We start from the raw sequence: 25,666 nt of genomic DNA on the forward strand, positions 1-25,666 counted from the left end.
TTTCTAATCAGTAGAGCAGCCACTCGAATAAGGAGCCGATCACTTTGCCGAATATCATGGCCATCAGCAATAAAATCATATACGCTCCCATGCCGACTCGTTTGGCGAGAATAGGCAGTACATTGATGATTTCCGTCAAAGCAGCGGCCAGCATCCCGACAAAACACCCTGCTAACAATCCAACCAAAGCCGTCCCCATCGGGAACATATGTAGCTTGCCATCCCAAAAATCAGCCCATGTAAAAACTAAAGAACCGGCAACGACAGCCGCCTCATAAGCATGGATTTTATTGAATGAACGCGTGATTTGTGCGAGCCTAGGAATAATATCCAACACGACCAGAAAAGCAACCATACCGCTCCCTACAGCGATGCCGCCGGAGAGCCCGATGAATATGGCAAGAACTGCTTCCCCTAGCTGCACAATCACTTGACGTCGTCTCCCTTATGAATCTTGCTATATTCTTCAGTGATGACATAATGATTGATATTTTCCTGATACATAAACATTTCTACTTCCAATGGGCTCGGTTCTTCGTTAAATTTTTTCTTAAATAAATGATTGAAGAAGACTACCATGCCTACGCCAATGCCAATGGAATATGGAATTTGCAAAATAAGCGGATGATCTATTTTTTTCCCAGTCATCAGTTCATAAATGCGCCTATGAACCTCCAGCATGCTGACATCCGCATGAAAGTTCATAATCGCGAGTCCGGAACCGACAAACAACAGCAGCCATACCATTCCGATGAGGATCGGATTCGGCTTCTTGTTATCGGTATAGATTTCCAGCAGCACATGAGGCTCACCGAAATGCTCAATTTGCAGTTCCGGGTGACACTCTTTGACTTTCCGGACGATCAGCATCATATCGATGAGTACCCGATTGCCGTCCTCGTGCTGCGGCTTATGAATAACAAGATTATTGAGCGGTTTCTCATATCCGGGCTCTACAATCATTTGGGCAATATCACTTAATAGTACGGGTTTTCCTTTGCGAACACGGGCTCTCCGACGAAGCCGGATATAAAGGTACGGTGCGGCAGCGTGTCCCATTTTCTCACCTCTTAGTACGATCCATGTATAGGAGTAGTATGCAAAATCTCTCTAGCCCATAATCATCTTCTTCCATGGTAAATCCTAGCTTGTTCAAAATAAAAGCCGCGGCTCCCGGAAACGTGGAAGTACGCGGCTCTTTTCATGATCTGGATAATCGAATGACATCCATAAGACTTACTTTGTGATTCGTATGATCGTGATAAAGGAAGGGTTCGCTCACATGATCGATGAACAATGTCCCGTCCAGATGATCCATTTCATGCTGCATACAACGAGCAATAAAGCCTTCGCCCTCCATGAAAACATTATCACCCTTACGGTTCAGCGTTCGTATTTTCACGTACTGGGCTCGTTTAACGTTGCCTGAATAGTCCGGGAATGACAGGCAAGCTTCCGGGCCGTATTGCTCCCCGCTCCTTTCCAGTATTTCAGGATTAATCAGCTCTATGAGCCCGCTTCCGCAATCCATGACGATGATCCGCCTTAGAATGCCGACTTGGGGTGCCGCCAAACCCGCCCTCCCTTCTTTGGCATACAGCGTTTCGGTCATATCATCCAGCAATTTAAATAACTTCTCATTGAACTCGGTAACCGGTTTTGCTTTTTTCCTCAGAATCGGGTCTCCGAACGAAAGGATCACTTTTTGAGTCATTGCGTTTCACCTCCATGTCAGCTGATTCAAGTTCAGCATCCATACGATCAATTCGATCACCTCTTTATTAGGTATCAACTAAATTATTTAGGTATTACCTAATTTACACATATGAACTGAAAAAGGAAAGTGTTTATCTCTTCCCAACCGGTGGGAGACTACGAACAGGTCTCATGACAATTACACGAAGGAGCTCTATATGGATCTTCATACAGGAGTTTTATATTGGCCTCAAACCTTGCCTGCTCCCCCCGCATACCCTTCTCTTCAGGAAGATATTGAATGCGATATTCTCGTGATAGGCGGTGGAGAAGCCGGAGCGCTTATCTCTCATGAACTTATGAAGTTCAGGTTCAATACAGTTCTTGTCGAGAAGAGGACGATCAGCGGGGGAATCTCCCGTGCTAACACTGGCATTCTCCAATATGCGAACGATCTGCACTTAAACGCATGTATCGATACTTTGGGCGAGCAAAAAGGATTACGTATTTATCAGCTGTGCAGACAAGCTTTAGATGAACTTGAAGGGATTATTGCCGGTTTGGACTTGGACTGCGAGTTTCAACGCAGAAGCTCACTCTATTTGGCCAGTTCCCACTCCGATGTGCCTGAGCTTAGGCAAGAGTTCCACACGCTGCAAGACAACGGCTTTGACGTTACATACCTGGAAAAGGGACAAATCGCCGCCTCGTTCTCCTTCAGCAAACCTGGAGCAATTTGCTATAAAAATGATGCCGAAGTAAATCCTTTCCGGCTCACGCACGCTCTTATTCATCAGGCCCGTCAACATGGAATTCGAGTTTACGAGTATACCGAAGTGATCTCTCATACGTCTGAACAGGATCGCTTGGTCTTCAAGACAAAGCAGCAGCATCAAATTAAAGCCCGCTTTGCGGTGTTTGCAACCGGCTATGAAACGCAAAGCATCAAGCGCAATCCGGGCGCTGTTTTATCAAGCAGCTTTGCCATTGCCACGCAGCCGCTGAAAGAGTTTCCAGGATGGCCGGGCCGTTGCCTCATTTGGGAAACAGCTCGTCCTTACTTATTCATTCGGACAACGGCGGACAATCGGATCATTGCCGGTGGTCTGGACGAAGCGACGGTCAACACTGCCGAGCGGGACGCCAAGCTGGAGGGCAAAAAAAATTCCCTGCTTCACGAAGTGCGCCAGCTGTTTCCCGGCATCCCCGATCTTCAGGCGGAGTACTATTGGGCTGCTACCTTTGGGAGTACTCACGACGGTTTGCCTATGTTCGGCGTTCAAGAGGGATTTCCGAACTGCTACTTCATTACAGGCTATTGCGGCAATGGCACAGTGTATAATAGGGTCGCGGCTAAGATTATATCCGGCATGCTCATCCACGGCAGTCATCCGGATGCCGAACTTTTCCGCTTCGATCGCCGGACGCTTACGCCAAGCGTAAATGAGAAAGAGTAGATCTTCCCTTTTTTCTCCGTAGACCGATAATAGTCATTATCAGTGGGTAACCCCCCCTGTTGCAAAGCAAGCGCCGTCCTCATGAACCCTTCGTGAGGCGGCGCTATTTTATTTGAATGGAGCTGTCAGATGAATTTGTCCAGCGGACGTACGGGCTCTCCTTCAATGTGATTACGATACGGCCAGAAAAAACTTACCCTGTTCGATAAAAACGGCTCTTCCCGGAAGGGAAAGGAACAGCCAGAACACACGTATGGCGGGTTGATCCGACTCGAAAACCGCCTTTGTTGTAAGGGGAGTAGTTATAGTTCGATTTCACCCAATTATGTAAAGCTGGTTAGATAATTAGCAAATGCAATCCCAATTTACCAACTTACGATGACCTTATTGAACATGCGATCGTATAAACCATTTAATAATTAGGTAAAATCGGACTGCAGATATTTTTGTTGATACAGATTTCCCCGCAATTCGGCGTTTTCGGACAGCAGTGGAGATTACCTCTTTGTTTGAGAGGGGAATGAATCTCTAATAATTACATTTTCCGGGTATGTTTATTAGAAAGGGTATCCCTAACGCTTTAGTTCTGTAAAGGATTTAAACATTCTGTCAAAATAGAACAAACGCCTGTCTCATAAGAGAGGGCGTTTGTTCTCCTAACAACTATTGTGCGATTTGATCTTTGATCGATTGGAGGATCTTCTTTTCCAAGCGGGAAACCTGTACTTGCGATATCCCTAAGCGGCTGGCCACCTCGGACTGTGTCTGATCGCGGAAATAACGCAGATATACGATCAATCGTTCCCGCTCCGAAAGCGTTCCTATGGCTTCGTTAAGCGCCAGCTTCTCAAACCACTTTTCCCCTGACTCGTCCGAGATTTGATCCATTAAAGTGATCGGATCACCATCGTTTTCAAATACGGTTTCATGGATCGATGACAGCGGCTTATTCGCTTCCTGTGCGAACACGACTTCCTCCGCCGTAATCATGAGCTCTTCCGCGACTTCTTTGATCGTGGGCAGCCTACCGAGCCTTTTGGATAACTCATCCTTCGTCTTACGAATTTTGTTCGCCAGCTCTTTGAGCGACCGGCTCACTTTAAGCGTCCCATCATCACGCAGGAAACGCTGGATTTCACCGATAATCATCGGTACCGCGTAGGTGGAAAATTTGACATCATAAGATAGATCGAATTTGTCAACGGACTTGAGCAGTCCGATACAACCGATCTGGAACAAATCTTCGGCTTCGTATCCCCTGTTCAAGAAACGTTGAACAACAGACCAAACCAGTCGGATATTGCAGCTGACGAGCGTTTCTCTAGCGAGACTGTCTCCGGATTGGCTGAGGGCGATCAACCGTTTGACTTCCGTGTCGTCCAAATAACTGTGAGAGGCGTGTTTCAAATCGACATCCATAGATCAAACCCCTAATTGTATAAAGCTTTTTTAGATTCAATTCGCTTCATCATTTTTATTTTGGTTCCGATTCCGACGGCCGTCACAACATCCACTTCATCCATGAAGTTTTCCATGATCGTAAAGCCCATGCCTGAACGTTCGAGCTCAGGTTTGGACGTATAAAGAGGCTGCTTCGCTTGTTCCAAATCTTCAATCCCTGTGCCGTTGTCTTCCACTGTGATGTGGACCATATCCTCATCGATCTGCGTGGAAATCGTGATTACGCCATCGGTACGGTTGTTGTATCCATGAATAATCGAGTTGGTCACAGCCTCAGATACAACGGTCTTAATATCCGTCAATTCATTTAGCGTAGGGTCCAGCTGAGAGACGAAAGCAGCTACGGCTACACGCGCGAACGCTTCATTCTCCGAACGGCTGGCGAACTGCAGCGTCATAAAGTTTTTATCACTCATAGCGCAACCTCCAGACTGGAGATCGCGGATCTTTCATTTTCCTGAATCGATACGATTTTGAACAATCCGGATAGCTCGAACAAGCGATATACCGCAGGTGTTACGTCGCAAACGACCATCTTGCCGCCTTTGCTCGTAATTTGCTTATAACGACCGAGAATGACGCCCAGACCTGAGCTGTCCATGAAGGATAGATCCTTCAGGCTAAGTATGAGATGGCGCGTATCTTCTTTGGCGATCGCTTCCTCCATCCTTGCTTTCACGCTATCAGCCGTATGATGATCCAACTCGCCTTTCAATCTAACAATCAGCGCTCTTCGGCCTTGCTCGAATTCAATTTGCAGGCTCAACATGTTCACTCCTTCCCAGTCATGAAAACTAGATTTCTACAGGGAAGATGGAATTTCCTGCCACACGACAAAACTAGAAGAAAAGCGCTAAAACTAGAAGAAAAGCGAGTTCATTCGGGAATCCTCCCTATGAATCGGTATGGAACAAATTCGAGGTCGTCCGTTTAAACAGTTTCCACCATGAAGCCTTGTTCACGGCTACCGGGGACTCTAAAGGGTACTCGGCAAGTACGGCGTCGCCATTGTACACAACAATTTTGCCAATCGACTGCCCTAAAGCAACCGGTGCTTTGAGATTCGGATCCACTTGCAGTTCATGTCGAATATTTTGAGTGGCCTCGCCTTTTTTCATCAGAATGCTGTAATTTTGCTTAGCAACCAGCGGAACTGTCGAAACTTCACCTTTGTTAATCGTAAAACTGCCCAGACTGTCACCGGATTTAAACAACGGGTAATTCGAATATTGAGCAAAGGCGAAATCGAACAGTTTGCTCACTTCCGCATTGCGTGTTTTTGTATTAGGTTCCCCGAGCACAACTGCGATAACGCGAAGATTCTCCCGCTTCGCCGTAGCTGCTAAACAGAACTTAGCCTCACTGGTATAACCGGTTTTCAATCCGTCAGCACCACTGTAGAATCGTACCAGCTTATTCGTATTGACAAGCCAGAAAGGGTTTGCTGTATCTTTACGCAAATAATCTTGATATACGCCTGTAAATTTCGTAATTTCCTCATGCTTGAGCAGTTCTCGGGACATGATGGCGATATCACTCGCTGTCGTATAATGATTGTCCACAGGCAATCCGTTAGAGTTCGAAAAATGTGTATTTTTCATCCCTAGCTGCTGGGCGCGTTCATTCATCATGTGTACGAAATTTTCTTCCGAGCCGGCTATTTTCTCAGCCATCGCGACCGAAGCATCGTTACCCGATGCCATTGCGATACCTTTAAGCATTTCTTGTACAGTCATTTCTTCTCCTGGTTCAAGGAAAATTTGTGACCCGCCCATGGAAGCCGCGTATTCGCTCGCCCGTACTTTCTCATCCATCTTGATTTTCCCTTGATCGATCGCTTCCATAATGAGCAGCATCGTCATGATTTTAGTTATACTGGCCGGCGGCAGTTTAGCATCCTTATTCTTGTCTACGATCACAGTGCCCGTGTCCGCATCCATCAATACGGCGGATTGTGCGTTAGGCGTCAGATCCACCGATTGGGTTTTCTTCTCTTCGGCAAAAACTGCAGGCATTAAGAGCAGCATGCATAACAGTAAACAAATTAGACTGATAAACCCTTTTTTTAGCATAGCGATTCTACCCCTCCTGAGAGTTTTGCGCCAGCAAACTGGCTCCGTAAGCGTGAACTGATCTATGAAGCAAAGCACTAGACTTGCATCGAGAATTACTGCTAATCAGTGTTGACGGTTTCTCCGCAAAATATTCCAATCATGGGAAAATAAAAAAGCACTTTCCTTAATTGGAAAGTGCCTGACTTTTACTCTATTTTAGACGATAACGTCGTAAATCAATTGCACATCCGCAGGCTTCGTACTCTCGATACGGTAAGCCTCATGGATCATCGCTTCAACTTCCGCCACGTCTTGGCGATTGGCATGCATCGTGCAGATGGACTCGCCTGCCTTTACGATATCGCCGATCTTCTTGTTCAATGTCAGCCCGACTGCATAGTCAATCTGATCTTCCTTCTTCGCTCTACCTGCACCCAAGAGCATGGCCGCGATCCCGATTTGCTCCGCATCGATTTGGTTGACAAAACCGTCTTTTGCGGCTATCACATCGAAATGATATTGGGCAGTCGGCAGCAGCTCCGGATGATCCACAACATTCGGATCTCCGCCTTGACTAGCGACGAAACGCTTGAATGTCTCCAGGGCCTTACCATTTGCCACGATATCCCGAATGGCCGCTTGCGCTTCCTCAAAGGTTTCAAATACTTTGCCAAGAATGGACATATAGGAGGCAACAGATACAGCTACTTCGGTCAGCTCCTTATCACCTGTGCCCCTCAGCACTTCGATCGATTCACGGATCTCGTTGGCATTCCCGATCTCGCGGCCTAGCGGCTGCTCCATATCGGTTATCATCGCAATCGTGTTGCGGTTCAAGCTCTGGCCAATGTTTACCATCGTACGCGCAAGCACTCTCGCGTCATCGACGGTTTTCATGAAGGCGCCGGAACCGATCTTCACATCAAGGACAATTGCATCGGCGCCGGAGGCGATTTTTTTGCTCATGATCGAACTGGCGATCAGCGGAATGGAGTCTACCGTAGCGGTCACATCACGGAGTGCGTACATTTTCTTGTCTGCCGGAGCCAAGTTTCCGCTTTGACCGACGATGGCAATTTTGTTCGCGTTAACCGCTTCAAAGAAAGCTTCTTTGGTCAACTCAATCTGGAAGCCAGGGATTGATTCAAGCTTATCGACCGTTCCACCCGTATGCCCAAGACCACGGCCAGACATTTTGGCGACGGGGATTCCCAATGAAGCCACGATGGGTCCTACGATCAAACTGATTTTGTCACCTACGCCACCGGTTGAGTGTTTGTCAACTTTCACACCGGAGATCGCGGAAAGGTCGATCATTTCTCCCGATCCTGCCATCGCGAGCGTCAAGGAGGAAATTTCTTCTCCCGTCATCCCGTTGAAGTAAATAGCCATCAGCAGTGCCGACATTTGATAATCGGGAATATCCCCGCGGGTATAACCACCTACAATAAATTGAATTTCTTGTTCGTTCAGCGCCTCGCCGGATCGCTTTTTATGTATCAAATCCACCATTCTCATTGTTACTTCCTCCTTGTAGCATAAAATCGAAAAAAGGGAGCTGCATAAGCCCCCTTTGTTAATTATATTCTATTGTACGACCAATTTCGACTTCATTTTGGCATGCCCTTCACCGCAAGGAAGTGAACAAATAATTTCATAAGTACCCGGTTTATCAAATGTTACTTGCGCGGAAGGATTATCTTTGCTCAATTTGATATCCAGGCCAATAATTTCAATGGCATGAACGCCTTCTTTTAAGGACATGGATACTTTTGTCGGTTCACCGCTCTTAACCGTATAATCCGCGCTATCAAACTGCCAGTTTGAAGCTGCGATTTTTAATTGTTGACCTTTGTTAGCGGCAGCTTCTGCTTCCTTCGCCACTTGGCGATCGGAAATATCTTGAAAGAGGACTCCCAGCCCCAGTGCGCCCGCAAGTATAAATAACACAAAGAAAATCCACTTTTGCATGCATATCCCCCTCATAATGTGTTCACTTCATCTATTTTACCTAACAAGACCAGACAATCCCATACATGATTGATGGCAAAACATTGAAGATTTTGTGACAAAGATGTGAACATCTTAATCGTGAAAACATCCCCCTTCCGGAGGATATTACTTAATTTACTATTGCCTATTTCTTAACAATTTACACACCGTTCAATCTCTCGCGAATCTGGAACCCGCCTACAGCGCTAACCGCTTTTTCTCTACGGACTTGAATCGGTCGCTCCTTGGCATGCAATTCTCGAATATCTTTATTTAATCGAGCTATGCAATCCGTGCACAGCTTGTGCTTCCGAATCGGCCGTGCGCAGCTGGCGCAAGCATAATGCAAATTCGGATAATCCGAGAGCAGCAATTTGCCTTCTTTCATCCATGTGGTTAACTGCTCTTTCGTCACACCGGTTGCGGCAGAGACTTCTTCACAGGAAGAACGATGGTTTTTTCGCAAATAATCTAGGCAACTATTGAGCAAGAAATCCAAATCACGGCTGCAATCCGCGCATTGATTTCTTAATTTTTTTTGAAAAACCTTCCCGCAGAGCGGGCAATTGGCAACTGACAATTGAGAGATGGTCATGCTCCATCACGTCCTTGTTTTGAAGATATAGTTCTAATTGACTATATTGTAGCATGGCCAAGCTCTCAATCATAGGTCTTAAGTTACTTAAATTTTCATGAGAAAACCTTTATCGAGGCCATTCAATGATGTGCGACCGTGTTTAACAAGGAGAGACTTTGGTCTCCGACCAAAGATCCCTATATTCGGTTTTATCGCCAATAAGAAAACGGTTTTCGGGAACCGAAATTTTATACTTATGTGGTAAAGAGATATGCACTAGAGCGCGTATTAACCTACGTTTACTTCGCGGACAAAAGCTTTGACAAGCGCGATGAACTTCGGCTTTGTACGATTTGCCACAGCTACGACTTGCTCATGGGTTAACGGCTCCAGCTCTTCCCCGATCGCCATATCGGTGATACAGGAGATGCCCAGCACCTTAAGGCCTGTATGACGCGCAGCAATGACCTCACCCACAGTGGACATGCCGATCGCATCGCCCCCGATGCGAGCAAGCATCGTAAGTTCCGCCGGTGTACAATAAGTTGGACCGGTAATGCCTGCATAGACGCCTTCTTGAAGCTTCAACGGCTCGCCGTCTTCGCCCACTACGCTTTGTGCGAGCTTGTGAGCAAGCTGACGGTATTCACGGTTGTAGGCTTCGGACATATCCGGGAAACGGACACCGAGGTCACTATGGTTCGGTCCGATTAGCGGATTGTCCCCCGTCATGTTGAGGTGATCGCTGATGACCATCAGATCGCCGGCTTTGAAATCGCGGTTCATCCCGCCGGCCGCGTTTGTCATAACGACGGTTTGAACACCGATCGCTTTCATCACATAAACAGGGAAAACAACTTTTTTCATCGAGTAGCCTTCATAATAATGAAAACGTCCCTGCATGACGATAACTTGTTTGCCTTCCAATGTACCGGCAACAAAACGGCCCTCATGACCCTCTACGGTCGAGATAGGAAAATGAGGCACTTCACTATAATCGATAGCAATCGGATTTTGAACCTGGTTCGCCATGTCGCCGAGGCCGGAACCTAAAACCAAGCCGATAACTGGCTTTACATCGCCCAGACGTCCTTGGATGTAGCTTGCTGCTTCTTTAATCTTTTCTATGTATGTCAATTCCATGTCGGTTCTCCTTTTGATTTCGAATGCTTATTTGTTAGAGAGCTTTAATGATGCCCAAAACTAATTTGAGGAATTTGGGTTTTACTTTCTCCGTCGTCTCCATCACTTCGTCATGGGAAAGCGGTTGATCCAAAATACCGGATGCCATGTTCGAAATACAGGAGAAACCGAGCACATCGATACCTGCATGGCGAGCCACGATAACTTCCGGTACTGTCGACATCCCTACTGCATCACCGCCAAGTGTTCGGAACATGCGAATTTCAGCCGGCGTCTCATAGTTAGGACCGAGAAGACCGACATATACACCTTCTTGAAGCTTAAAGTTTTGGGAAGCAGCCACATCATGCGCAAGCTTGCGTAATCGTTTGCTGTAAGCCTCCGACATATCCGGGAAGCGAACGCCCAGCGCATTATCGTTAGGTCCGATAAGCGGATTGCGATTCGTGAGGTTAAGGTGGTCGCTGATGACCATCAAGTCACCTACTTGATACGACGTATTGATGCCGCCGGCCGCGTTCGTCACGATAAGCGTCTGAACACCGAGCTCTTTCATCACCCGGACAGGGAACGAAACCGTATCCGCACCGTAGCCTTCATAAGCATGGAAACGTCCTTTCATGACAAGCACTGGTTTGCCTTGAATGGTTCCTACAACTAATTCCCCTGCATGGCCTTCGACGGTGGACACCGGGAAATGTGGAATTTTTGAATAATCCACTACAATGGGCTGTTCGATTAAATCGGCAAGCACACCCAGACCTGAGCCGAGAATTAACCCGATTTGCGGCTGAATGCCGGTTTCTTTTCTAATAAAAGCAGCTGCTTCTTGAATTTTTTGAATGACGGTCGTTTCGGACATGTTCAGTGGCCTCCTTAGAATAATTGATATTTATTTTAAAAGATTCAAGAAACTCTCGCCGTTTCCTGTCGCTGCCACCCCAAAGTTCTCGGCAATGGTAGCACCCAGATCGGCGAATGTTGGACGGATACCGATCGAGGCGGGCACCTGAAGGCTTGGACTGTAGATCAAAATCGGCACATATTCACGGGTATGATCCGTGCCTGCGTGAATCGGGTCGTTCCCATGATCCGCCGTGAGAATAAGCAAATCGTTTGGACCAATGACCGCCTTGAGCTGTGGAATATAAGCGTCGAATTCCTCTAACGCTCTGCCGTATCCTTCCGGGTCGCGCCTGTGACCGTACAAGGAATCGAAATCGACGAGATTCGTAAACGCCAAGCCCTTGAATGAAGTACCCAGCGTATCAATCGTTTTATGAATGCCATCCAAGTTGCTTTTGGTCGATGTCGCTTTCGTTACGCCTTCACCATCGAAAATATCATTAATTTTGCCGATTGCAATGACATCTAGTCCTGCATCCTTCAGATGGTTCATAACCGTAGGCGCAGGAGGTTTAACGGCATAGTCGTGCCGATTAGGCGTACGTTTGAATTGTCCCGGCTTGCCAACGTAAGGTCTTGCAATAACACGCCCAACGGCAAACTCCTCGGACAGCGTCAGTCGTCTGGCAATCTCGCAGGCGCGGTAAAGCTCGTCAAGCGGAATGATTTCCTCATGCGCGGCTAATTGAAAAACGCTGTCAGCCGACGTATAAACGATCCAAGCGCCCGTTTTCATTTGTTCTTCGCCCAGCTCATCCAAAATATCGGTTCCGGAAGCCGGCTTGTTGCCAATAACTTTACGACCGGTCTCCTCTTCAAATTGACGGATCAATTTCTCAGGAAAGCCGTCCGGATATACATTGAAAGGAATGGTTACGTTAAGCCCCATCAGCTCCCAATGGCCGGTCATCGTATCTTTGCCGACGGAAACCTCCGCCATTTTACCGTTATAACCTTCCGGCTTTTCGGCAGCCGGAATTCCTTTTAATTCGGCAATGTTGCCTAATCCTAATTGCTGCATATTCGGCAGCGAGAAATCTTTTACCTTCTCAGCTATGTGTCCTAGCGTATGTGAGCCCACATCACCAAACTGCTCTGCATCCGGCAATTCGCCGATGCCAACGCTATCAAGTACGATTACGCAAATCCGTTCGAAGCGCACTTATGTCCCTCCAAATCAATTGCTAGTTTTAACCACCCTTTATTATCTCATTTCCGCTCTACGAATGCAAAACAGCGACACCTCCTACGGGAGAATGCCGCTGTAACGTATTACATATTTGCGCGAGGATGCGCCCGATTGTATACTTCCTTCATTTTGAGCTTCGTCACCTGAATATACATTTGCGTTGTGGAAATGTCGGAGTGCCCGAGCATCTCTTGCACTGATCTGAGATCAGCTCCGTTTTCAATCAGATGCGCGGCAAAAGAATGACGAAGTGTATGCGGTGTAATATCTTTTTGTATGTTCACTTCCAGCGCATACCGTTTTAAAATTTTCCAAAATCCCTGCCTTGTCATGCGAGTGCCAAGATGTCCAATGAACAGTGCTCCTTCGTCAGCAACCTTTTTCAGCAGCTTAGATCGGTACTTGGTTAAGTATGACTCCAAACAGCGAACCGACATCGATCCGATTGGAATGTTTCGTTCTTTATCCGCTTTGCCGATACAACGAATGAAGCCCATATCCAGATTGACATCCGTGATATTTAAGGAAGTCAACTCCGAAACTCGAATTCCAGTCGCGTAGAGAAGTTCCAGCATTGCTTTATCTCTTGCTCCGCCAGCCGATTCCGGTTGAGGGGCTTCCAGCAATGTCTCTACTTCTGCGATCGTCAGCACCTTAGGAGGTTTTTTCTCCAGTTTAGGCGTCTCCACCGTAATCGAAGGATCAGATTCCAAGATGCGTTCGCGTATTAAATATTGATAGAGAGCACGGATGGATACCATCGTGCGGGACATTGTTGCCGAGGCGCGTCCCAAAAGCTTCAGCTTGGATAAATAGCCGGCAATATGCGTTTTCCCGGAATCTCTCCAAGCGGTTACTCCTTGTTGTTCCATATATGCCACAAACTGCTGCAAATCCCTTTCGTATGATTCCAGCGTATTTCTAGAAAGTCCACGTTCCACGGACAAAAATCGGATGAAGGATTGCAAATCCTTATTCATCATGCCGATATGCTCCTTCGCTAAATGCCTTGTATTTATAATTAAGCATTCAACGATTCCACCCTCAACTCCTTTTTTTTAGGTTATTCGCCGTACCAATAAAATAAGCGCAAGCGATCGCTCATCGAGGCACCCGTGTCCTGAACCAAGGCATGCTGGTGCTGCTGAAACACTTTAACCGACTTGCCTGCGGGTGTCTTGTATTTATTCGTAGGCTGAATCCAACCGGTAAGCACAACCATAACCTGATAAAGCAAGATCGTAAGCGCCATAAAGAGCACGATGAAACGCAAGCGTGTCAACCATTTTCGATAAGAAAAAATCATAGCCAGTCCCCTTTTCAAGGTTATAAATAAGTGTTTAAAAAGTCTGCTTTCAGAACCGAGAAGGTTGGATGAAATCCGGAGAAGGAGGAACGGAGCGTAGAGGGTTTCTACGTGAGTACCGGACTTCCCGGTTTCATTCAAGATTCGATGCCGAATTTGCTAAATATAATACTTCGTTATCAAAGTAGACTTTTTAAACTACCTATTTAGGGACAGGATATGATTGATGATAAGCATTTATGTCAGAGCAGACAACGGCATATACGGCATACTAAGCGCATCGGCTACAGCAGAGTGTGTAACATGACCTTTGCAGGTGTTGACGCCGAGTTGAAGAGGCGTGTTCCCTGCGATCGCTTGTGAAAACCCTTTGCCCGCTAATTCAAGGGCATAAGGGATCGTTACATTCGTAAGCGCTAATGTAGAAGTTCGAGGTACTGCTCCAGGCATGTTGGCTACCGCATAGTGCAGGACTCCGTGCTTCTCATAAGTAGGATCGCTGTGCGTAGTCACACGATCAATCGTTTCAATCGAGCCGCCCTGATCAACCGCTACATCAACGATGACCGCGCCTGGTTTCATACCCTGCACCATCGCTTCCGTTACTAATCGGGGTGCTCTCGCCCCTGGAATGAGCACTGCCCCAATCAGTAAATCCGCCTTCTGCACAGCATTGGCGATATTGTGAGGATTAGACATCAACGTGCGCAGCCGACCGCCGAAGATGTCGTCGAGCGCTCTCATCCGATCTGCGCTGCGCTCGATGATGACGACATTGGCGCCCAAACCCAGCGCCATTTTGGCCGCGTTCGTTCCGACGATGCCGCCTCCGAGAATAATCACATCGGCAGGCGGCACACCCGGAACACCACCTAATAATATACCCCGCCCCCCGTAGAATTTCTCCAGAAAGTGGGCGCCGATCTGAACGGACATCCTGCCTGCAACCTCACTCATTGGCGTCAACAATGGCAGACTGCCATTTGCCAGTTGAATGGTTTCGTAGGCGATGCCTGTCACTCCCTTGCTCACCAAGTGTTCCGCCAAGTCCTTGGCAGCTGCCAAATGCAAATAAGTAAATAAAATGAGCCCTTCCCGGAAATAGCCATACTCAGAAGGCAATGGCTCCTTGACCTTCATGATCATTTCGCTTCTCGCCCAAACCTCGGCAGCATCTGTGATCAGCGTAGCCCCTTCTTTGGCATAATCATCATCACCGAAGCCGCTGCCAACACCAGCTCCAGCCTCAACCAACACCTGATGCCCGGCCATCCGCAGCATTCCGGCTCCACCGGGTGTAAGGGCAACGCGGTTTTCGTTGTTTTTAATTTCTTTCGGCACGCCAACTATACACTGATGAAGGGACATAATCATAACCTTCCTCCAAATTTAATAGGTCGTTTAAAAAGTCCACTTTGACCACATCAGACTAAAGTCTGATTGGCGAATAAACCTTCATATGAACGCGGTCGATCATCTTCGAATGACCTCGATAAAGGTTTATCTCATAACGAAGTAGTTCGGGAGGTGATATCACATCGAATCTTGAACGAACCCGGGAAGTCCGGTACTCACGTAGCAAATCTCTACGCTCCGTTCCTCCTTCTCCGGAATTCGTCCAACCTTCTCGGTTCTGAAAGCGGACTTTTTAACCCCATAATTTAATAGTCATAATATTCCAAGCTCGCAGTCAGATTATGTGTTTAGAAAGGCTCGTTCTCTTGTTACATCATATGAACGTCAAACAAAAATGCCTGTACTCGCAAACAGCGAATACAGGCATTTTCCTTTGAAAAACAGCTTTTAATGAGAAGCTGTTGTTTTTGATTTATCCAATGAGTCCGGCTTCCCTCTATCGTTACAGCGATGGCATATACCTTGAAAATCAAGTCGATGATCCAGCACCTGAAAATGAAAATCTCGTTCCAATCGTTCTTCGAGCGGTCCAAGCCAATCTTCCATTATTTCATCTACGGCTCCGCATTGCACGCAGATTAAGTGATGGTGATGATGACGCGTACTATCGTCTCGCAAATCGTAACGGGCCACACCGTCTCCAAAATTCATTTTCTCCAATACATGCAGCTCGCTGAGCAGCTCTAAAGTTCGATAAACCGTTGCCAATCCGATCTCAGGAGCTTTATCTTTCACGAGCATAAACACGTCTTCAGCACTAAGATGATCTTCTTCATTCTCCAGTAGTACTCGCACCGTCGCTTCCCGTTGAGGGGTTAGCTTGTACCCTTGGGATTGCAGCTGCTGCTTAATCTTCTCGATCCTTGCTTCCATACTCCTCCCCCTCAAACCGGTGGGCATCAAAGCCCAATTGTAGCCACTTTACTCATTATAGGGGGAGGATGCTGACAAAGTCAACAGAACCTGCAAGACTAATCAGCTGTAAAGACCAGCAAGCATAGGCGTAACCCACTTCATCATCAATTGCGAGACGTAACCTTCCCATAACGCAGCGCCGAGCAAAAATACGCCCATAAGCAGTGTTATTGACGTATAACGCATGAATGGCTGATACATGTTCCCATTACGGCTCATGAATCGATGTTTGATCATATATATGGAGAATGCCATGGCGGCAACACTGCAAAAAAGAATGGCAGGAATAACGATCAAGTTCTGGGGAGCAACCGAAACAAGGGCAAAAAGCATGCCCTTCCACGACATTTGACCAACCATGTAGCCTACGGTAAAACCGATCAGCACTCCCTTAAGAAAATCCAACACGAGTATAAGCGGCAGACCGACAATAGAAAGCCCAAACAACCAAATGAGCAAAATCCATTTCATGTGCATGCCAAAAGATTGCACAAAGGACTGCCTGCTGTCAAATTCTGCACCATCGTTGATTTCATGAAAAAAACTGCCGAGATGACGCGACATTTCCTGCTTCTGCTCCAGGGAGAGCGCGTTCACCATCACAGCACCGAACACGACGCCAATGACAAAAAGCACTGAGACGAATATAAAGAGCGGCAAATTTTCCTTCATATAGTGCTTCATCGATAAGTTTCTGTTCATCCCGCTGCTCCTTCCCTTTGTACAACCCTTACAAAGACAAGCTTATGAGCAATAATCAGAAACTATGAATGATTTTTCACTTTGCCGTATCGGCCGCCGCCGCCGACCTCTAGTGCTAACCGCCCTTCTCGGGCTTGTACAATATATGCGGCAATATCTTCGCCAATTTCAGTTATGAGTTCCGCGAGTGTCGTACGGTGAAGCACATTCATCTCCGTCCCAAATCGCCCTAGCAGCTGACCGAGCTTCTTCGGCCCCAAACCGGGAATGAATTCCAGCGGTACTTGAAAGTGATACGGAGGTCGATATGACGGCAAAAAAGGCTCCTCCCGATCCGCTATAGCCAAAATTCGATCCATAACGCCACGAACAATCTTCTTGCTCCCGCAATAAAGACAGCGCTCAACTGTTGTGACGCTTTCATCCAGAATGGATTCGCAGTCGCCGCAATACGTTCTGTGATATTTACCGAGTCGCGGATTCAGCCCGTAGTTGGCAAGCACTTCCCTGCCTTCTTGACGGTGCAGAGCTTTAACAATCTCCTCGTAAGTAGGAGCTGCAAGCTGCATTACATTGTACTCCCGTCCTATTTTACCAAGTGAATGCGCATCGGAATTCGTCACGAATGTATACCGATCGAGCTCTGAAATCAATCCGGCCATATCGGAGTCGGCGCTGAGTCCAAGTTCAACGGCGGCAATGCCATCCAGCTCAAGCAGGTGCTCCATCCGTGTAGAAGAGCTGCCGTAAACGCTTTTGTGAGGAGTAAAAATATGTGCAGGAATTAGGATTCCGCCTCTGCCAATCACCTCTTCTTGGAGGATTCGGCCCGGTACATAGATACGCTGCGAGCTTAGTTCCACATTTTTCATATGTTTCCTCATAAAGAGGGTGAAATCTTGCATCGTAGAGAGGTCTGGCATATAGGCAAGCAAATGAGCAGCACCCATACCGGGGTCCCGTACCTCAATTTCGCTGCCCAGCATAATCGTGGTTTCCCGATAACGGATTCCCCCGCCCTCTTGCTCCACCATTTCTCCTTGATCCAGGTACATCATAATCTCGTCTTGAACCGTCGGTGAATGGCAATCAATGATGCCGATCACTTCCATCCCTTTCCGCTCAGATGCCTCGCGGGCAATATTGAAAAAAGTGAGATCATTGGCCGCACTGATCTTAACCGCATTGCCTTTTTCCGTTCGGCCTATATGGATATGCAGATCTACATAATAGCTATTCATCCTAGATTTGTCCGGTTAGTCGGTACAACTGCCATGCATACACAGCCATGATCGTCTTCGCGTCGCTGATCCGGCCATCACGGATATACTGCTGCGCTTCTTCCAGCGTAATCGCTTCACACTCGAGAAACTCATCCTCATCAGGACGCGCTTCCCCTTTTATGAGCTGCTCAGCGACATATAAATGAATGATTTCATCCGCAAATCCAGGTGATGTATAGAAGGAGCTTACATGCTTAACATGCTCGGAACGATAGCCTGTTTCTTCTTCCAACTCGCGTAAAGCCGCTTGTAACGGTTCCTCTCCGGCATCCAACTTACCCGCAGGAATTTCGACCTGACTTTTCTCAAGAGGCTTTCGGTATTGTTCTACGACGATCATTTTGTCATCAAGAAGCGGGATCACCGCAACGGCTCCGGGATGCTTAACGATTTCTCTTGTTGCCGTCTCCCCATTGGGAAGCTGGACATGATCCACCTGCAGTGAAATGATTTTTCCTTTGAAAATGGGCTCCGTGCGCAGTGTGATTTCTTCGAATTTTTTATGTGCAGTCATGATAATTTCATCCTCCTAATGTTCATTTGGAGCTCCCGCAAAATAACAGGAATACGCTTCAGAGCTTACTGGCATAACTTGTCCAATCGGTGCATATCGATCATTATATCAAAATTTTATAGGGAATGAGGAACTCGATATGAAAAGCTATGTAACCGATCGTCAAATCCGGCTGGTAGGAAAAGCATGGGAAATTAAACGTCATTTGCAGGTTTTACTGCAGCAAGCCGGTAAAGACGTCAAACTTATCGATTATGCCCGTTCCTTGCCCACTCCGCTGCTGCACAAACCGTTTGAAAAAAAGCAGGGTCCTCATATAATCCCCTTCCCATCGAGGTAATCGTTTTCGGGTACAGACTGAACAGCCCGATAACCCTCACGAACGGATAATCTTGCCAAAACTAAAAAACCGATCGGCCGCCCCGTAATGAGTAGCGTGCTGATCGGTTTTTATTGAGATGAGTTAGCCTTTGGCGGTTTCTTTTACAATGGCAACGAGCAATTCGGCGGTTTTAACCAAATCACTGATCGCAATATGCTCTTTGGTTGTATGAATTTCTTGATACCCAACGGCCAAATTCACAGTAGGAATTCCCATGCCGTTAAAGATGTTCGCATCGCTGCCGCCGCCGGAATGGAACGTGCGAGCTGTCAAACCAAGCGTTGAGAGTGCTCTGGAAGCCAGCTGTACAACCGGAGCAGCGTCATCGTGCATGTAGGATGAATAGACGATATCCGCATTAAATTCGCAGGTAGTTCCTGCATCAGCTGCTGCCGTTTCACAGGCATCTTTCATAGCAGCAATCTGATTTTCCAGCTTATGCTGTACAATACTGCGAGCTTCCGCTTCCATTTTCACTTTGTCGCAGACAACGTTCAAAGGGCCTACGCCTGAGAAGCTGCCAATATTTGCCGTTGTTTCGCTGTCAATGCGGCCCAGCGACATACGCGAGACCGCCTTGCTGGCCACTTGAATGGCGCTGATGCCGTCTTCCGGATTAACGCCGGCATGAGCGGATTTGCCGTGGAAAATAATCTCGATTTCGGCACGGCCAGGCGCCGCTGTCGCGATATCGCCTATGTTGCCGTTGGAATCAAGCGCGAAGCCGTATTTCGCTTCCAACCACTTGGGATCCATCGCGCGCGCGCCTTTCAAACCGCTCTCTTCGCCCGCTGTGATGACGAATTGGATGCGTCCGTGCGGAATATTATGTTCTTTTAACACTTGAATGCCTTCGATCATCGCTGCGATGCCTGCTTTATCGTCGCTGCCCAAGATGGTAGTTCCGTCGCTTCGAATGTAGCCGTCTTCGCCGATTTGCGGTTTGATGCCTTTGCCGGGAGCTACTGTGTCCATATGGGACGTGAAGAGGATCGTCGGAATAGCTTCATTCTTATCCGTTGCATCAAGTGTACAGATCAAATTGCCGGATCCGTGACCGCTTTTGGCCATCGAATCATCTTCGACGACTTGCAGACCTAGCTTGCCGAATTTCTCTTTCAATACGACACTTATTTCTTGCTCGAATCTCGTCTCACTATCCACTTGAACGAGGGAGATGAATTCTTGCACCAAACGGTTTTGTTGGATCATGTACTTTCCTCCGATATATACTATGGGTTATTATATGGATGAGACAAGCCGCTCCCCCCCAAAAGTGAAGAAATCTTTTGAAGCTTATTCCATTTACTTTTGCGGGAGCACTGTATCAACATAAAAAGGAGTGAATCGCCGTGCTTCAGAATAAGCGCTGGTTTAAAGTAGTCGTATACATCATGCTCATTACCATGGTATTATCAAGCGTATTGTTTACTGCAGGTTTATTCTTCAATTCATAAGATTAGTATATTTTCGTATCTGCGTTATAGCTTTCCAGGTTCTCTTTGACTCTTTGAAGGAACCTTCCACAAATAACCCCATCCAAAATACGGTGGTCCAGCGATAAGCACAGGTTAACCATGGAGCGAACTGCGATCATATCTTGAATAACGACAGGCTTCTTCACAATCGATTCAAAGGTCACAATAGCTGCCTGCGGGTAGTTTATGATCGGATACGACAGAATCGAGCCGAAGGAGCCTGTATTATTTACCGTAAAGGTTCCACCCACCATATCGTTCAACGAAAGTTTTCCGGCGCGCGTTTTCTTCGTTAATTCATCGATTTCTCTAGCGAGGCCGGCGATATTTTTTTGGTCCGCTTTTTTGATAACCGGTGTCATAACCGAGTCTTCCGTTCCTACCGACAATGAGATGTTAATATCACGTTTCACGATAATTTTATCAACAGCCCATACGGAGTTAAGGATCGGATAGTCTTTAATCGCATTGACGACAGCTTTCAGCATAAATGCAAGGTACGTCAAATTGATACCCTCACGGCGCATAAATTCGTCCTTCACTTTGTTACGCAGCACGACGAGATTCGTCACGTCGACTTCGATCATTGTCCATGCGTGCGGGATTTCCGTCACGCTTTGACGCATGCGGGTAGCAATGGCGTTGCGGATCGGCGTAACGTCGATAAAGTGTTCATTGCGGGTATCCAAGGAATGACCCTCCGCTTCAATGAGCGGCGTCGGCGGATTCGCCGACAAGTGAATGCCTGAACTTCGTACCGGCATCTTCGACGGTTGAATGTTCTCTACTGCTTCTGTTTGTGCAGCTGCTGTATGAGCGCTTATCACTTGTGGAGCTGGTTGAGCCGCAGCAGGTTGTTGCTGTACAGGAGCCGCGGCTTTCGCTATGTTTGCACCACCGGATGCAATAAATTGTTCTACGTCTTTGCGCGTAATTCGTCCGCCTAAACCGGTTCCCGAAACACGCGACAAATCGACGTTATTATCCATGGCCAAACGGTGAACCGCGGGGGAGTATCGGCCTCTCATGCTTGTGTCCGCATTTTCGGACAAAGCTGCTTCTGACTGTAAAGCTGCGCCATGTCCAGGATGCCCGGATCCGGCAGCATCAGCTGTTTCTTCGGCAGGCACCTCAATTAAACAGATCGCTTCGCCGACGGCAGCCGTCTCTCCATCGCCAACTAAAATTTTGACCAGCTTGCCTTCGATCGGCGAGGGCATTTCCGTATTGACTTTTTCCGTGAACAGTTCACAAAGCACATCGTACTGCTCGATATAATCGCCGGGCTGTTTGAGCCACTTGCCTATCGTAGCCGAAACGAGGCTTTCCGCCAGATGAGGGACTGTTACCTCGGTGATCCGGCTGTTGGTATCATTCATATGTATACCTCCTATAAAACTGGCATCTTGAATTGTTCGTAAGTTAAACCTCTAACGAAGTCTCTTCCAGAAAAGAGACTTCGTTTAGAGGCTCGTTATGTGTTCATTATTCAAAACGTTCGGATGGTTAAAACAGTGCGAGCTTGCGCATCGAGTCCTTCAGCTTATCCGTGCTGAGCAGGAAAAACTTCTCCATCGGCGGATTGTTGCCGACAGCCGGAACGTCAGGGCCGCAGAGCCTGGCGATTGGGGCATCCAGCTCGAAGAGCAGCTCCTCGGCGATGATCGCGGACACTTCCGCGCCGACGCCGCCGGTTTTGTTATCCTCGTGCACGATGAGCACCTTGCCGGTCTTGGAGACTGCCTCCAAGATCGCTTCCTTATCGAGCGGCTGCAGGGTGCGCAGGTCGAGTACGTGCGCGGAGATGCCCTCTTTGGCGAGTTCTTCGGCAGCGAGCAGGGCGTAATGAACGGCGATCCCGTAGGCGATCACCGTAATGTCCGTGCCCTGGCGCTTGACGTCAGCCTTGCCGATCGGCACGATGTAATCGTGCTCCGGCACGTCCGCGGATAGCGCCAAATAGCATTTCTTGTGCTCGAAGTACAGCACAGGATCAGGGTCGCGAATGGCCGCCTTCAGCAGCCCCTTGGCATCGTAAGGATTAGAAGGCGCTACGATCTTGATGCCCGGCGTGCCGAAAAACACCGATTCCGGACACTGGGAATGGTACAGGGCGCTAGCGCCGGTCGCGCCGTAAGGTGCCCGAATGACGACCGGGCACGTCCAGTCGTTGTTGGAGCGATAGCGGATCTTCGCCGCTTCGCTGATGATCTGGTTCGTTGCCGGGAAGATGAAATCGGCAAACTGGATCTCGGCGATCGGCTTCATGCCGTACATCGCCGCACCGATCGCCACCCCCACGATGGCGGACTCCGCCAGCGGGGTGTCAAGCACGCGATCTTCGCCGAACAGATCGCGCAAACCTTTGGTGGTGTTTAAGACACCACCCTTGCCCACGTCTTCGCCAAGCACGAAGACGTTATCGTCTTGATGCATTTCCTCCTGCATGGCAGAGCGGATTGCTTCCAAATATGTAATGACTGCCATCTGTTATACGCCATCTCCTTCCGCATAAACGTGGAGGAGCGTATCTTCCGGTTTCGGATACGGCGCAAGATCCGCGTATTTCGTCGCATCATTAATCTCCTGCTTTTGCCGATCCTGCAGTTCACGATCTTGCTCTTCGCTCCAAAGTCCACATTCCATCAAATATTCTTTGAACTTCACAATACCGTCCTTCTGACGGTTTTGTTCAACTTCCTCTTTGGTTCGGTACAGCATATCATCATCCGAAGTCGAATGCGGCATTAAGCGATAGGAGACCATTTCGATCAACGTCGGGCCTTCGCCGCGAATCGCTCTTTCTCTCGCTTCTTTCATTACCCGATACATTTCGAGTGCGTCGCTGCCATCTACCTGAACGCCAGGGAAACCGTAACCGATCGCGCGATCCGCGATTTTACCGGACACTTGCTTATGAAGCGGAACCGAAATCGCATATTGATTATTTTCGCATACAAAAATGACAGGAAGCTTATGAACGCCTGCAAAGTTGCAACCCTCATGGAAATCCCCCTGATTGCTGGAGCCTTCTCCGAAGGATACGAAAGTAACGAAATCTTGCTTTTTCATTTTCGCGGCAAGCGCAATACCTACAGCATGCGGCACTTGTGTCGTAACCGGGGAAGAGCCCGTGACCACATTATTTTTCTTATCGCCAAAATGACCCGGCATCTGTCTGCCGCCGCTGCTGACATCCTCCGCTTTGCAAAAGAGCGAAAGCATCAAGTCCTTCACCGTCATTCCGATGGAAAGAACGAACGCAAAGTCGCGATAATACGGAAGAAAATAATCTTTTTGCGGCTGCATGGCAAAGGCCATACCGACCTGACCTGCGTATTGACCCATTCCGGAAATGTGGAAGGGCACTTTGCCTGCGCGTTGCAGCATGAGCCCGCGCTCGTCATATTTTGCAGTAAGGCTCATGATCGTGTACATACGAATCGCTTCGTCGTCGGAAAGACCTAAGCTCCTATGTTTGTAAAGCTGGCCGATTGACATGGAGTTTGCCTCCTTAGAGTTTTTCGCCAGAAAAACTGGCTTCGTAAGCGTTACTGGTTTGAATATAATTAATACCTGGTCCTAAGACTTGACTCTATAAGCTTATTATAAACGTAATCGGATATGAATACAATTTTTATCCGCAAATTATCCGCTAATTGCTATACCGTCTACAGCGAGCATGGCTTCGCCCAGCGCTTCCGATAAGGTTGGATGCGGATGGATCGTCTGCCCGACTTCCCATGGGGTCGCATTCAGCACTTGCGCCAGGGCAGCTTCGGTAACGCTGTCCGTCACATGAGGGCCAATCATATGAACGCCAAGGATATCGTCCGTATCGGCGTCTGCAATGACTTTAACAAACCCATCCGCCTCGCCGTAAACAAGCGCTTTACCGATAGCTTTGAAGCTGAATTTGCCAGTCTTTATCCGGTATCCGCGTTCGGAAGCCTGCTGCTCCGTCCAGCCGACACTGGCGATTTCCGGTCTCGTGTATGTACAGCGCGGTACGAGATGAGCTTGCAGTTCATGAGGGGTTTGGCCAGTGATATGCTCAGCCGCCAAAATCCCTTCATGTCCGGCCACATGCGCCAGCATGAGCCCGCCGATTACATCGCCGACCGCATAAATATGCGACTCTGTCGTCTGATTAAAGCGGTTCACGCTGATGAAGCCTTTTTCGACTTTAATATCTGTATTTTCAAGTCCGATTCCTTCCGTATTCGCAACGCGTCCGACAGACACCAGCACCTTATCGGCGGTCAACTCGATCATTTCCCCCTGCTTGTCCGCTTTCACCGTTATCCGGCCATCCGCAACATTTACCGATTCCGGCAATATTTTAGCTCCGGTCACGAGGTTGATGCTGCGTTTTTTGAACAATCGCTCCAGCTCTTTGGAAATGTCCGCATCCTCAAGACTAACCAGACGCTTGTCCAGCTCAACGATCGTCACCTCGACGCCAAAATCATTCAGCATGGACGCCCACTCTACGCCAATGACACCGCCGCCAACAATGATAATCGATTTCGGCAGTTCTTCCATCCGCAAAGCGTCCTCACTGGAGATGATGTGCGTGCCGTCCACATCCAATCCAGGTAAACTGCGTGGTCTGGATCCGGTCGCAATAATTAAATTCGTATTGAGAAGCGTCTCGATATCGCCATCTTCCTTCTCTACGGAAACAGCACCGCTTCGAGGAGAAAAAATAGAAGGACCAATAATGCGACCGTTGCCGTAATGGATCGTAATTTTGTTTTTCTTCATAAGGAATTGCAGCCCTTGATGCAGCTGATCGACAATGCGTTGTTTGCGACCTATGACAGCTTCAAATTGAAGCTCTACGGAAGAGGCCGTTATGCCGTATTCCTCGCTTCTCTTCATCGTGGCAAATACTTCCGCGCTGCGAAGCAACGCTTTGCTTGGTATGCAGCCCTGATGCAGGCAAGTGCCGCCCAGCTTCTCCCTTTCCACCACTGCAACTGTCTTTCCTAATTGTGCAGCCCGGATAGCAGCCGTATAACCGCCGATCCCTCCGCCAAGCACTACCACATCATATCTATATTCACTCATACTGACTCCTCCTAAGATCAACTGCCCAATAGATTATTTACCTCATATGTATACGCTAGTCTCTACTATATTACCCTTTTTTGGCATTGAAATCATAGTCTTATTTGTGAATTAGACACAAAT

General features: G+C 47.9%; 28 protein-coding genes. 3 read left to right on the forward strand and 25 right to left on the reverse strand.

What is annotated here, in order from left to right; genetic code table 11:
- Positions 1 to 7 precede the first annotated feature (7 nt).
- From ICC18_RS11010 to def, 3 genes are all read right to left on the reverse strand, one after another.
- Positions 8 to 430 carry a stage V sporulation protein AB gene (locus ICC18_RS11010; protein ID WP_312029514.1) on the reverse strand — a complete coding sequence of 141 codons (423 nt, stop codon included), beginning with the start codon at positions 428 to 430 and terminating at the stop codon, positions 8 to 10.
- The gene (locus ICC18_RS11015) at positions 427 to 1,059 is read right to left on the reverse strand and encodes a stage V sporulation protein AA (RefSeq protein ID WP_188174436.1); all 633 of its coding nucleotides are present in this window, start codon (positions 1,057 to 1,059) and stop codon (positions 427 to 429) included. The genes ICC18_RS11010 and ICC18_RS11015 overlap by 4 nt, the downstream gene beginning before the upstream one ends.
- Positions 1,060 to 1,201: 142 nt before the next feature.
- Positions 1,202 to 1,714, reverse strand: coding sequence for a peptide deformylase (gene def / locus ICC18_RS11020; protein WP_188174437.1), 513 nt, complete (start codon positions 1,712 to 1,714; stop codon positions 1,202 to 1,204).
- A gap of 199 nt (positions 1,715 to 1,913) precedes the next feature.
- Between def and ICC18_RS11025 the strand changes: the two genes are divergently transcribed.
- Positions 1,914 to 3,152, forward strand: a complete 1,239-nt coding sequence (locus ICC18_RS11025) for an NAD(P)/FAD-dependent oxidoreductase (RefSeq protein WP_188174438.1) — start codon at positions 1,914 to 1,916, stop codon at positions 3,150 to 3,152.
- Positions 3,153 to 3,815: 663 nt separating this feature from the next.
- On the opposite strand, the gene sigF is transcribed toward ICC18_RS11025, so the two are convergent.
- The 17 genes from sigF to ICC18_RS11110 form a co-directional block, all read right to left on the reverse strand.
- Positions 3,816 to 4,571: an RNA polymerase sporulation sigma factor SigF gene (gene sigF, locus ICC18_RS11030; protein ID WP_188174439.1), complete on the reverse strand. Its 756-nt coding sequence runs from the start codon at positions 4,569 to 4,571 to the stop codon at positions 3,816 to 3,818.
- 11 nt (positions 4,572 to 4,582) lie between these two features.
- Complete coding sequence (spoIIAB, locus tag ICC18_RS11035; RefSeq protein ID WP_188174440.1) at positions 4,583 to 5,029, reverse strand: anti-sigma F factor; 447 nt, start codon at positions 5,027 to 5,029, stop codon at positions 4,583 to 4,585.
- A complete protein-coding gene (spoIIAA, locus tag ICC18_RS11040) occupies positions 5,026 to 5,379 on the reverse strand; it encodes an anti-sigma F factor antagonist (protein WP_188174758.1) in 354 nt (117 codons plus the stop codon). Before spoIIAA ends, spoIIAB begins: the two co-directional genes overlap by 4 nt.
- A gap of 127 nt (positions 5,380 to 5,506) precedes the next feature.
- On the reverse strand, positions 5,507 to 6,685 hold the full coding sequence (locus ICC18_RS11045; protein WP_188174441.1) for a D-alanyl-D-alanine carboxypeptidase family protein: 1,179 nt from the start codon (positions 6,683 to 6,685) through the stop codon (positions 5,507 to 5,509).
- Positions 6,686 to 6,883: 198 nt separating this feature from the next.
- Positions 6,884 to 8,185, reverse strand: coding sequence for a pyrimidine-nucleoside phosphorylase (locus ICC18_RS11050; protein ID WP_188174442.1), 1,302 nt, complete (start codon positions 8,183 to 8,185; stop codon positions 6,884 to 6,886).
- A 69-nt stretch (positions 8,186 to 8,254) separates the two neighbouring features.
- Positions 8,255 to 8,638 carry a cupredoxin domain-containing protein gene (locus tag ICC18_RS11055; protein WP_188174443.1) on the reverse strand — a complete coding sequence of 128 codons (384 nt, stop codon included), beginning with the start codon at positions 8,636 to 8,638 and terminating at the stop codon, positions 8,255 to 8,257.
- Between the two features lie 181 nt (positions 8,639 to 8,819).
- Entirely contained in the window at positions 8,820 to 9,254 is a 435-nt protein-coding gene (locus tag ICC18_RS11060) for a flagellar protein (protein ID WP_188174444.1), read from the reverse strand.
- A gap of 270 nt (positions 9,255 to 9,524) precedes the next feature.
- Entirely contained in the window at positions 9,525 to 10,379 is an 855-nt protein-coding gene (locus ICC18_RS11065) for a purine-nucleoside phosphorylase (RefSeq protein ID WP_188174445.1), read from the reverse strand.
- 34 nt (positions 10,380 to 10,413) lie between these two features.
- A complete protein-coding gene (locus ICC18_RS11070; RefSeq protein ID WP_188174446.1) occupies positions 10,414 to 11,241 on the reverse strand; it encodes a purine-nucleoside phosphorylase in 828 nt (275 codons plus the stop codon).
- Between the two features lie 30 nt (positions 11,242 to 11,271).
- Positions 11,272 to 12,447: a phosphopentomutase gene (deoB, locus tag ICC18_RS11075; protein ID WP_188174447.1), complete on the reverse strand. Its 1,176-nt coding sequence runs from the start codon at positions 12,445 to 12,447 to the stop codon at positions 11,272 to 11,274.
- Positions 12,448 to 12,557: 110 nt separating this feature from the next.
- A complete protein-coding gene (xerD, locus tag ICC18_RS11080; protein ID WP_188174759.1) occupies positions 12,558 to 13,454 on the reverse strand; it encodes a site-specific tyrosine recombinase XerD in 897 nt (298 codons plus the stop codon).
- Positions 13,455 to 13,537: 83 nt separating this feature from the next.
- Complete coding sequence (locus tag ICC18_RS11085; protein WP_188174448.1) at positions 13,538 to 13,780, reverse strand: DUF4227 family protein; 243 nt, start codon at positions 13,778 to 13,780, stop codon at positions 13,538 to 13,540.
- Between the two features lie 237 nt (positions 13,781 to 14,017).
- Positions 14,018 to 15,148 (reverse strand): alanine dehydrogenase, encoded by a 1,131-nt coding sequence (gene ald / locus ICC18_RS11090; RefSeq protein ID WP_188174449.1) that lies wholly within the window; start codon positions 15,146 to 15,148, stop codon positions 14,018 to 14,020.
- A gap of 435 nt (positions 15,149 to 15,583) precedes the next feature.
- Complete coding sequence (gene fur, locus ICC18_RS11095; protein ID WP_188174450.1) at positions 15,584 to 16,069, reverse strand: ferric iron uptake transcriptional regulator; 486 nt, start codon at positions 16,067 to 16,069, stop codon at positions 15,584 to 15,586.
- A 102-nt stretch (positions 16,070 to 16,171) separates the two neighbouring features.
- Entirely contained in the window at positions 16,172 to 16,813 is a 642-nt protein-coding gene (spoIIM, locus tag ICC18_RS11100; protein WP_188174451.1) for a stage II sporulation protein M, read from the reverse strand.
- A gap of 62 nt (positions 16,814 to 16,875) precedes the next feature.
- Positions 16,876 to 18,054, reverse strand: coding sequence for an endonuclease Q family protein (locus ICC18_RS11105; RefSeq protein ID WP_188174452.1), 1,179 nt, complete (start codon positions 18,052 to 18,054; stop codon positions 16,876 to 16,878).
- Position 18,055: 1 nt separating this feature from the next.
- Positions 18,056 to 18,610, reverse strand: coding sequence for an NUDIX domain-containing protein (locus ICC18_RS11110; RefSeq protein ID WP_188174453.1), 555 nt, complete (start codon positions 18,608 to 18,610; stop codon positions 18,056 to 18,058).
- A 139-nt stretch (positions 18,611 to 18,749) separates the two neighbouring features.
- Here ICC18_RS11110 and mciZ point away from each other — a divergent pair, with 139 nt between their 5' ends.
- Positions 18,750 to 18,950 (forward strand): Z-ring formation inhibitor MciZ, encoded by a 201-nt coding sequence (gene mciZ, locus ICC18_RS11115; RefSeq protein WP_188174454.1) that lies wholly within the window; start codon positions 18,750 to 18,752, stop codon positions 18,948 to 18,950.
- Positions 18,951 to 19,073: 123 nt separating this feature from the next.
- On the opposite strand, the gene ICC18_RS11120 is transcribed toward mciZ, so the two are convergent.
- Positions 19,074 to 20,204: a M20/M25/M40 family metallo-hydrolase gene (locus tag ICC18_RS11120; RefSeq protein ID WP_188174455.1), complete on the reverse strand. Its 1,131-nt coding sequence runs from the start codon at positions 20,202 to 20,204 to the stop codon at positions 19,074 to 19,076.
- 140 nt (positions 20,205 to 20,344) lie between these two features.
- Here ICC18_RS11120 and prli42 point away from each other — a divergent pair, with 140 nt between their 5' ends.
- Positions 20,345 to 20,449 carry a stressosome-associated protein Prli42 gene (gene prli42 / locus ICC18_RS11125; protein ID WP_188174456.1) on the forward strand — a complete coding sequence of 35 codons (105 nt, stop codon included), beginning with the start codon at positions 20,345 to 20,347 and terminating at the stop codon, positions 20,447 to 20,449.
- A gap of 2 nt (positions 20,450 to 20,451) precedes the next feature.
- Here the strand turns inward: prli42 and ICC18_RS11130 are convergent, their stop codons facing one another.
- The 4 genes from ICC18_RS11130 to lpdA all read right to left on the reverse strand — a co-directional run bounded on the left by ICC18_RS11130 (position 20,452) and on the right by lpdA (position 25,543).
- A complete protein-coding gene (locus tag ICC18_RS11130; protein ID WP_188174457.1) occupies positions 20,452 to 21,849 on the reverse strand; it encodes a dihydrolipoamide acetyltransferase family protein in 1,398 nt (465 codons plus the stop codon).
- A 127-nt stretch (positions 21,850 to 21,976) separates the two neighbouring features.
- On the reverse strand, positions 21,977 to 22,957 hold the full coding sequence (locus ICC18_RS11135) for an alpha-ketoacid dehydrogenase subunit beta (RefSeq protein ID WP_188174458.1): 981 nt from the start codon (positions 22,955 to 22,957) through the stop codon (positions 21,977 to 21,979).
- A 3-nt stretch (positions 22,958 to 22,960) separates the two neighbouring features.
- Positions 22,961 to 23,971, reverse strand: a complete 1,011-nt coding sequence (locus ICC18_RS11140) for a thiamine pyrophosphate-dependent dehydrogenase E1 component subunit alpha (protein WP_188174459.1) — start codon at positions 23,969 to 23,971, stop codon at positions 22,961 to 22,963.
- Positions 23,972 to 24,118: 147 nt separating this feature from the next.
- Complete coding sequence (gene lpdA, locus ICC18_RS11145; RefSeq protein WP_188174460.1) at positions 24,119 to 25,543, reverse strand: dihydrolipoyl dehydrogenase; 1,425 nt, start codon at positions 25,541 to 25,543, stop codon at positions 24,119 to 24,121.
- Positions 25,544 to 25,666 lie beyond the last annotated feature (123 nt).

Origin of the sequence: Paenibacillus sedimenti (assembly GCF_014534655.1) — a bacterium.
Lineage (GTDB): Bacteria > Bacillota > Bacilli > Paenibacillales > NBRC-103111 > Paenibacillus_E > Paenibacillus_E sedimenti.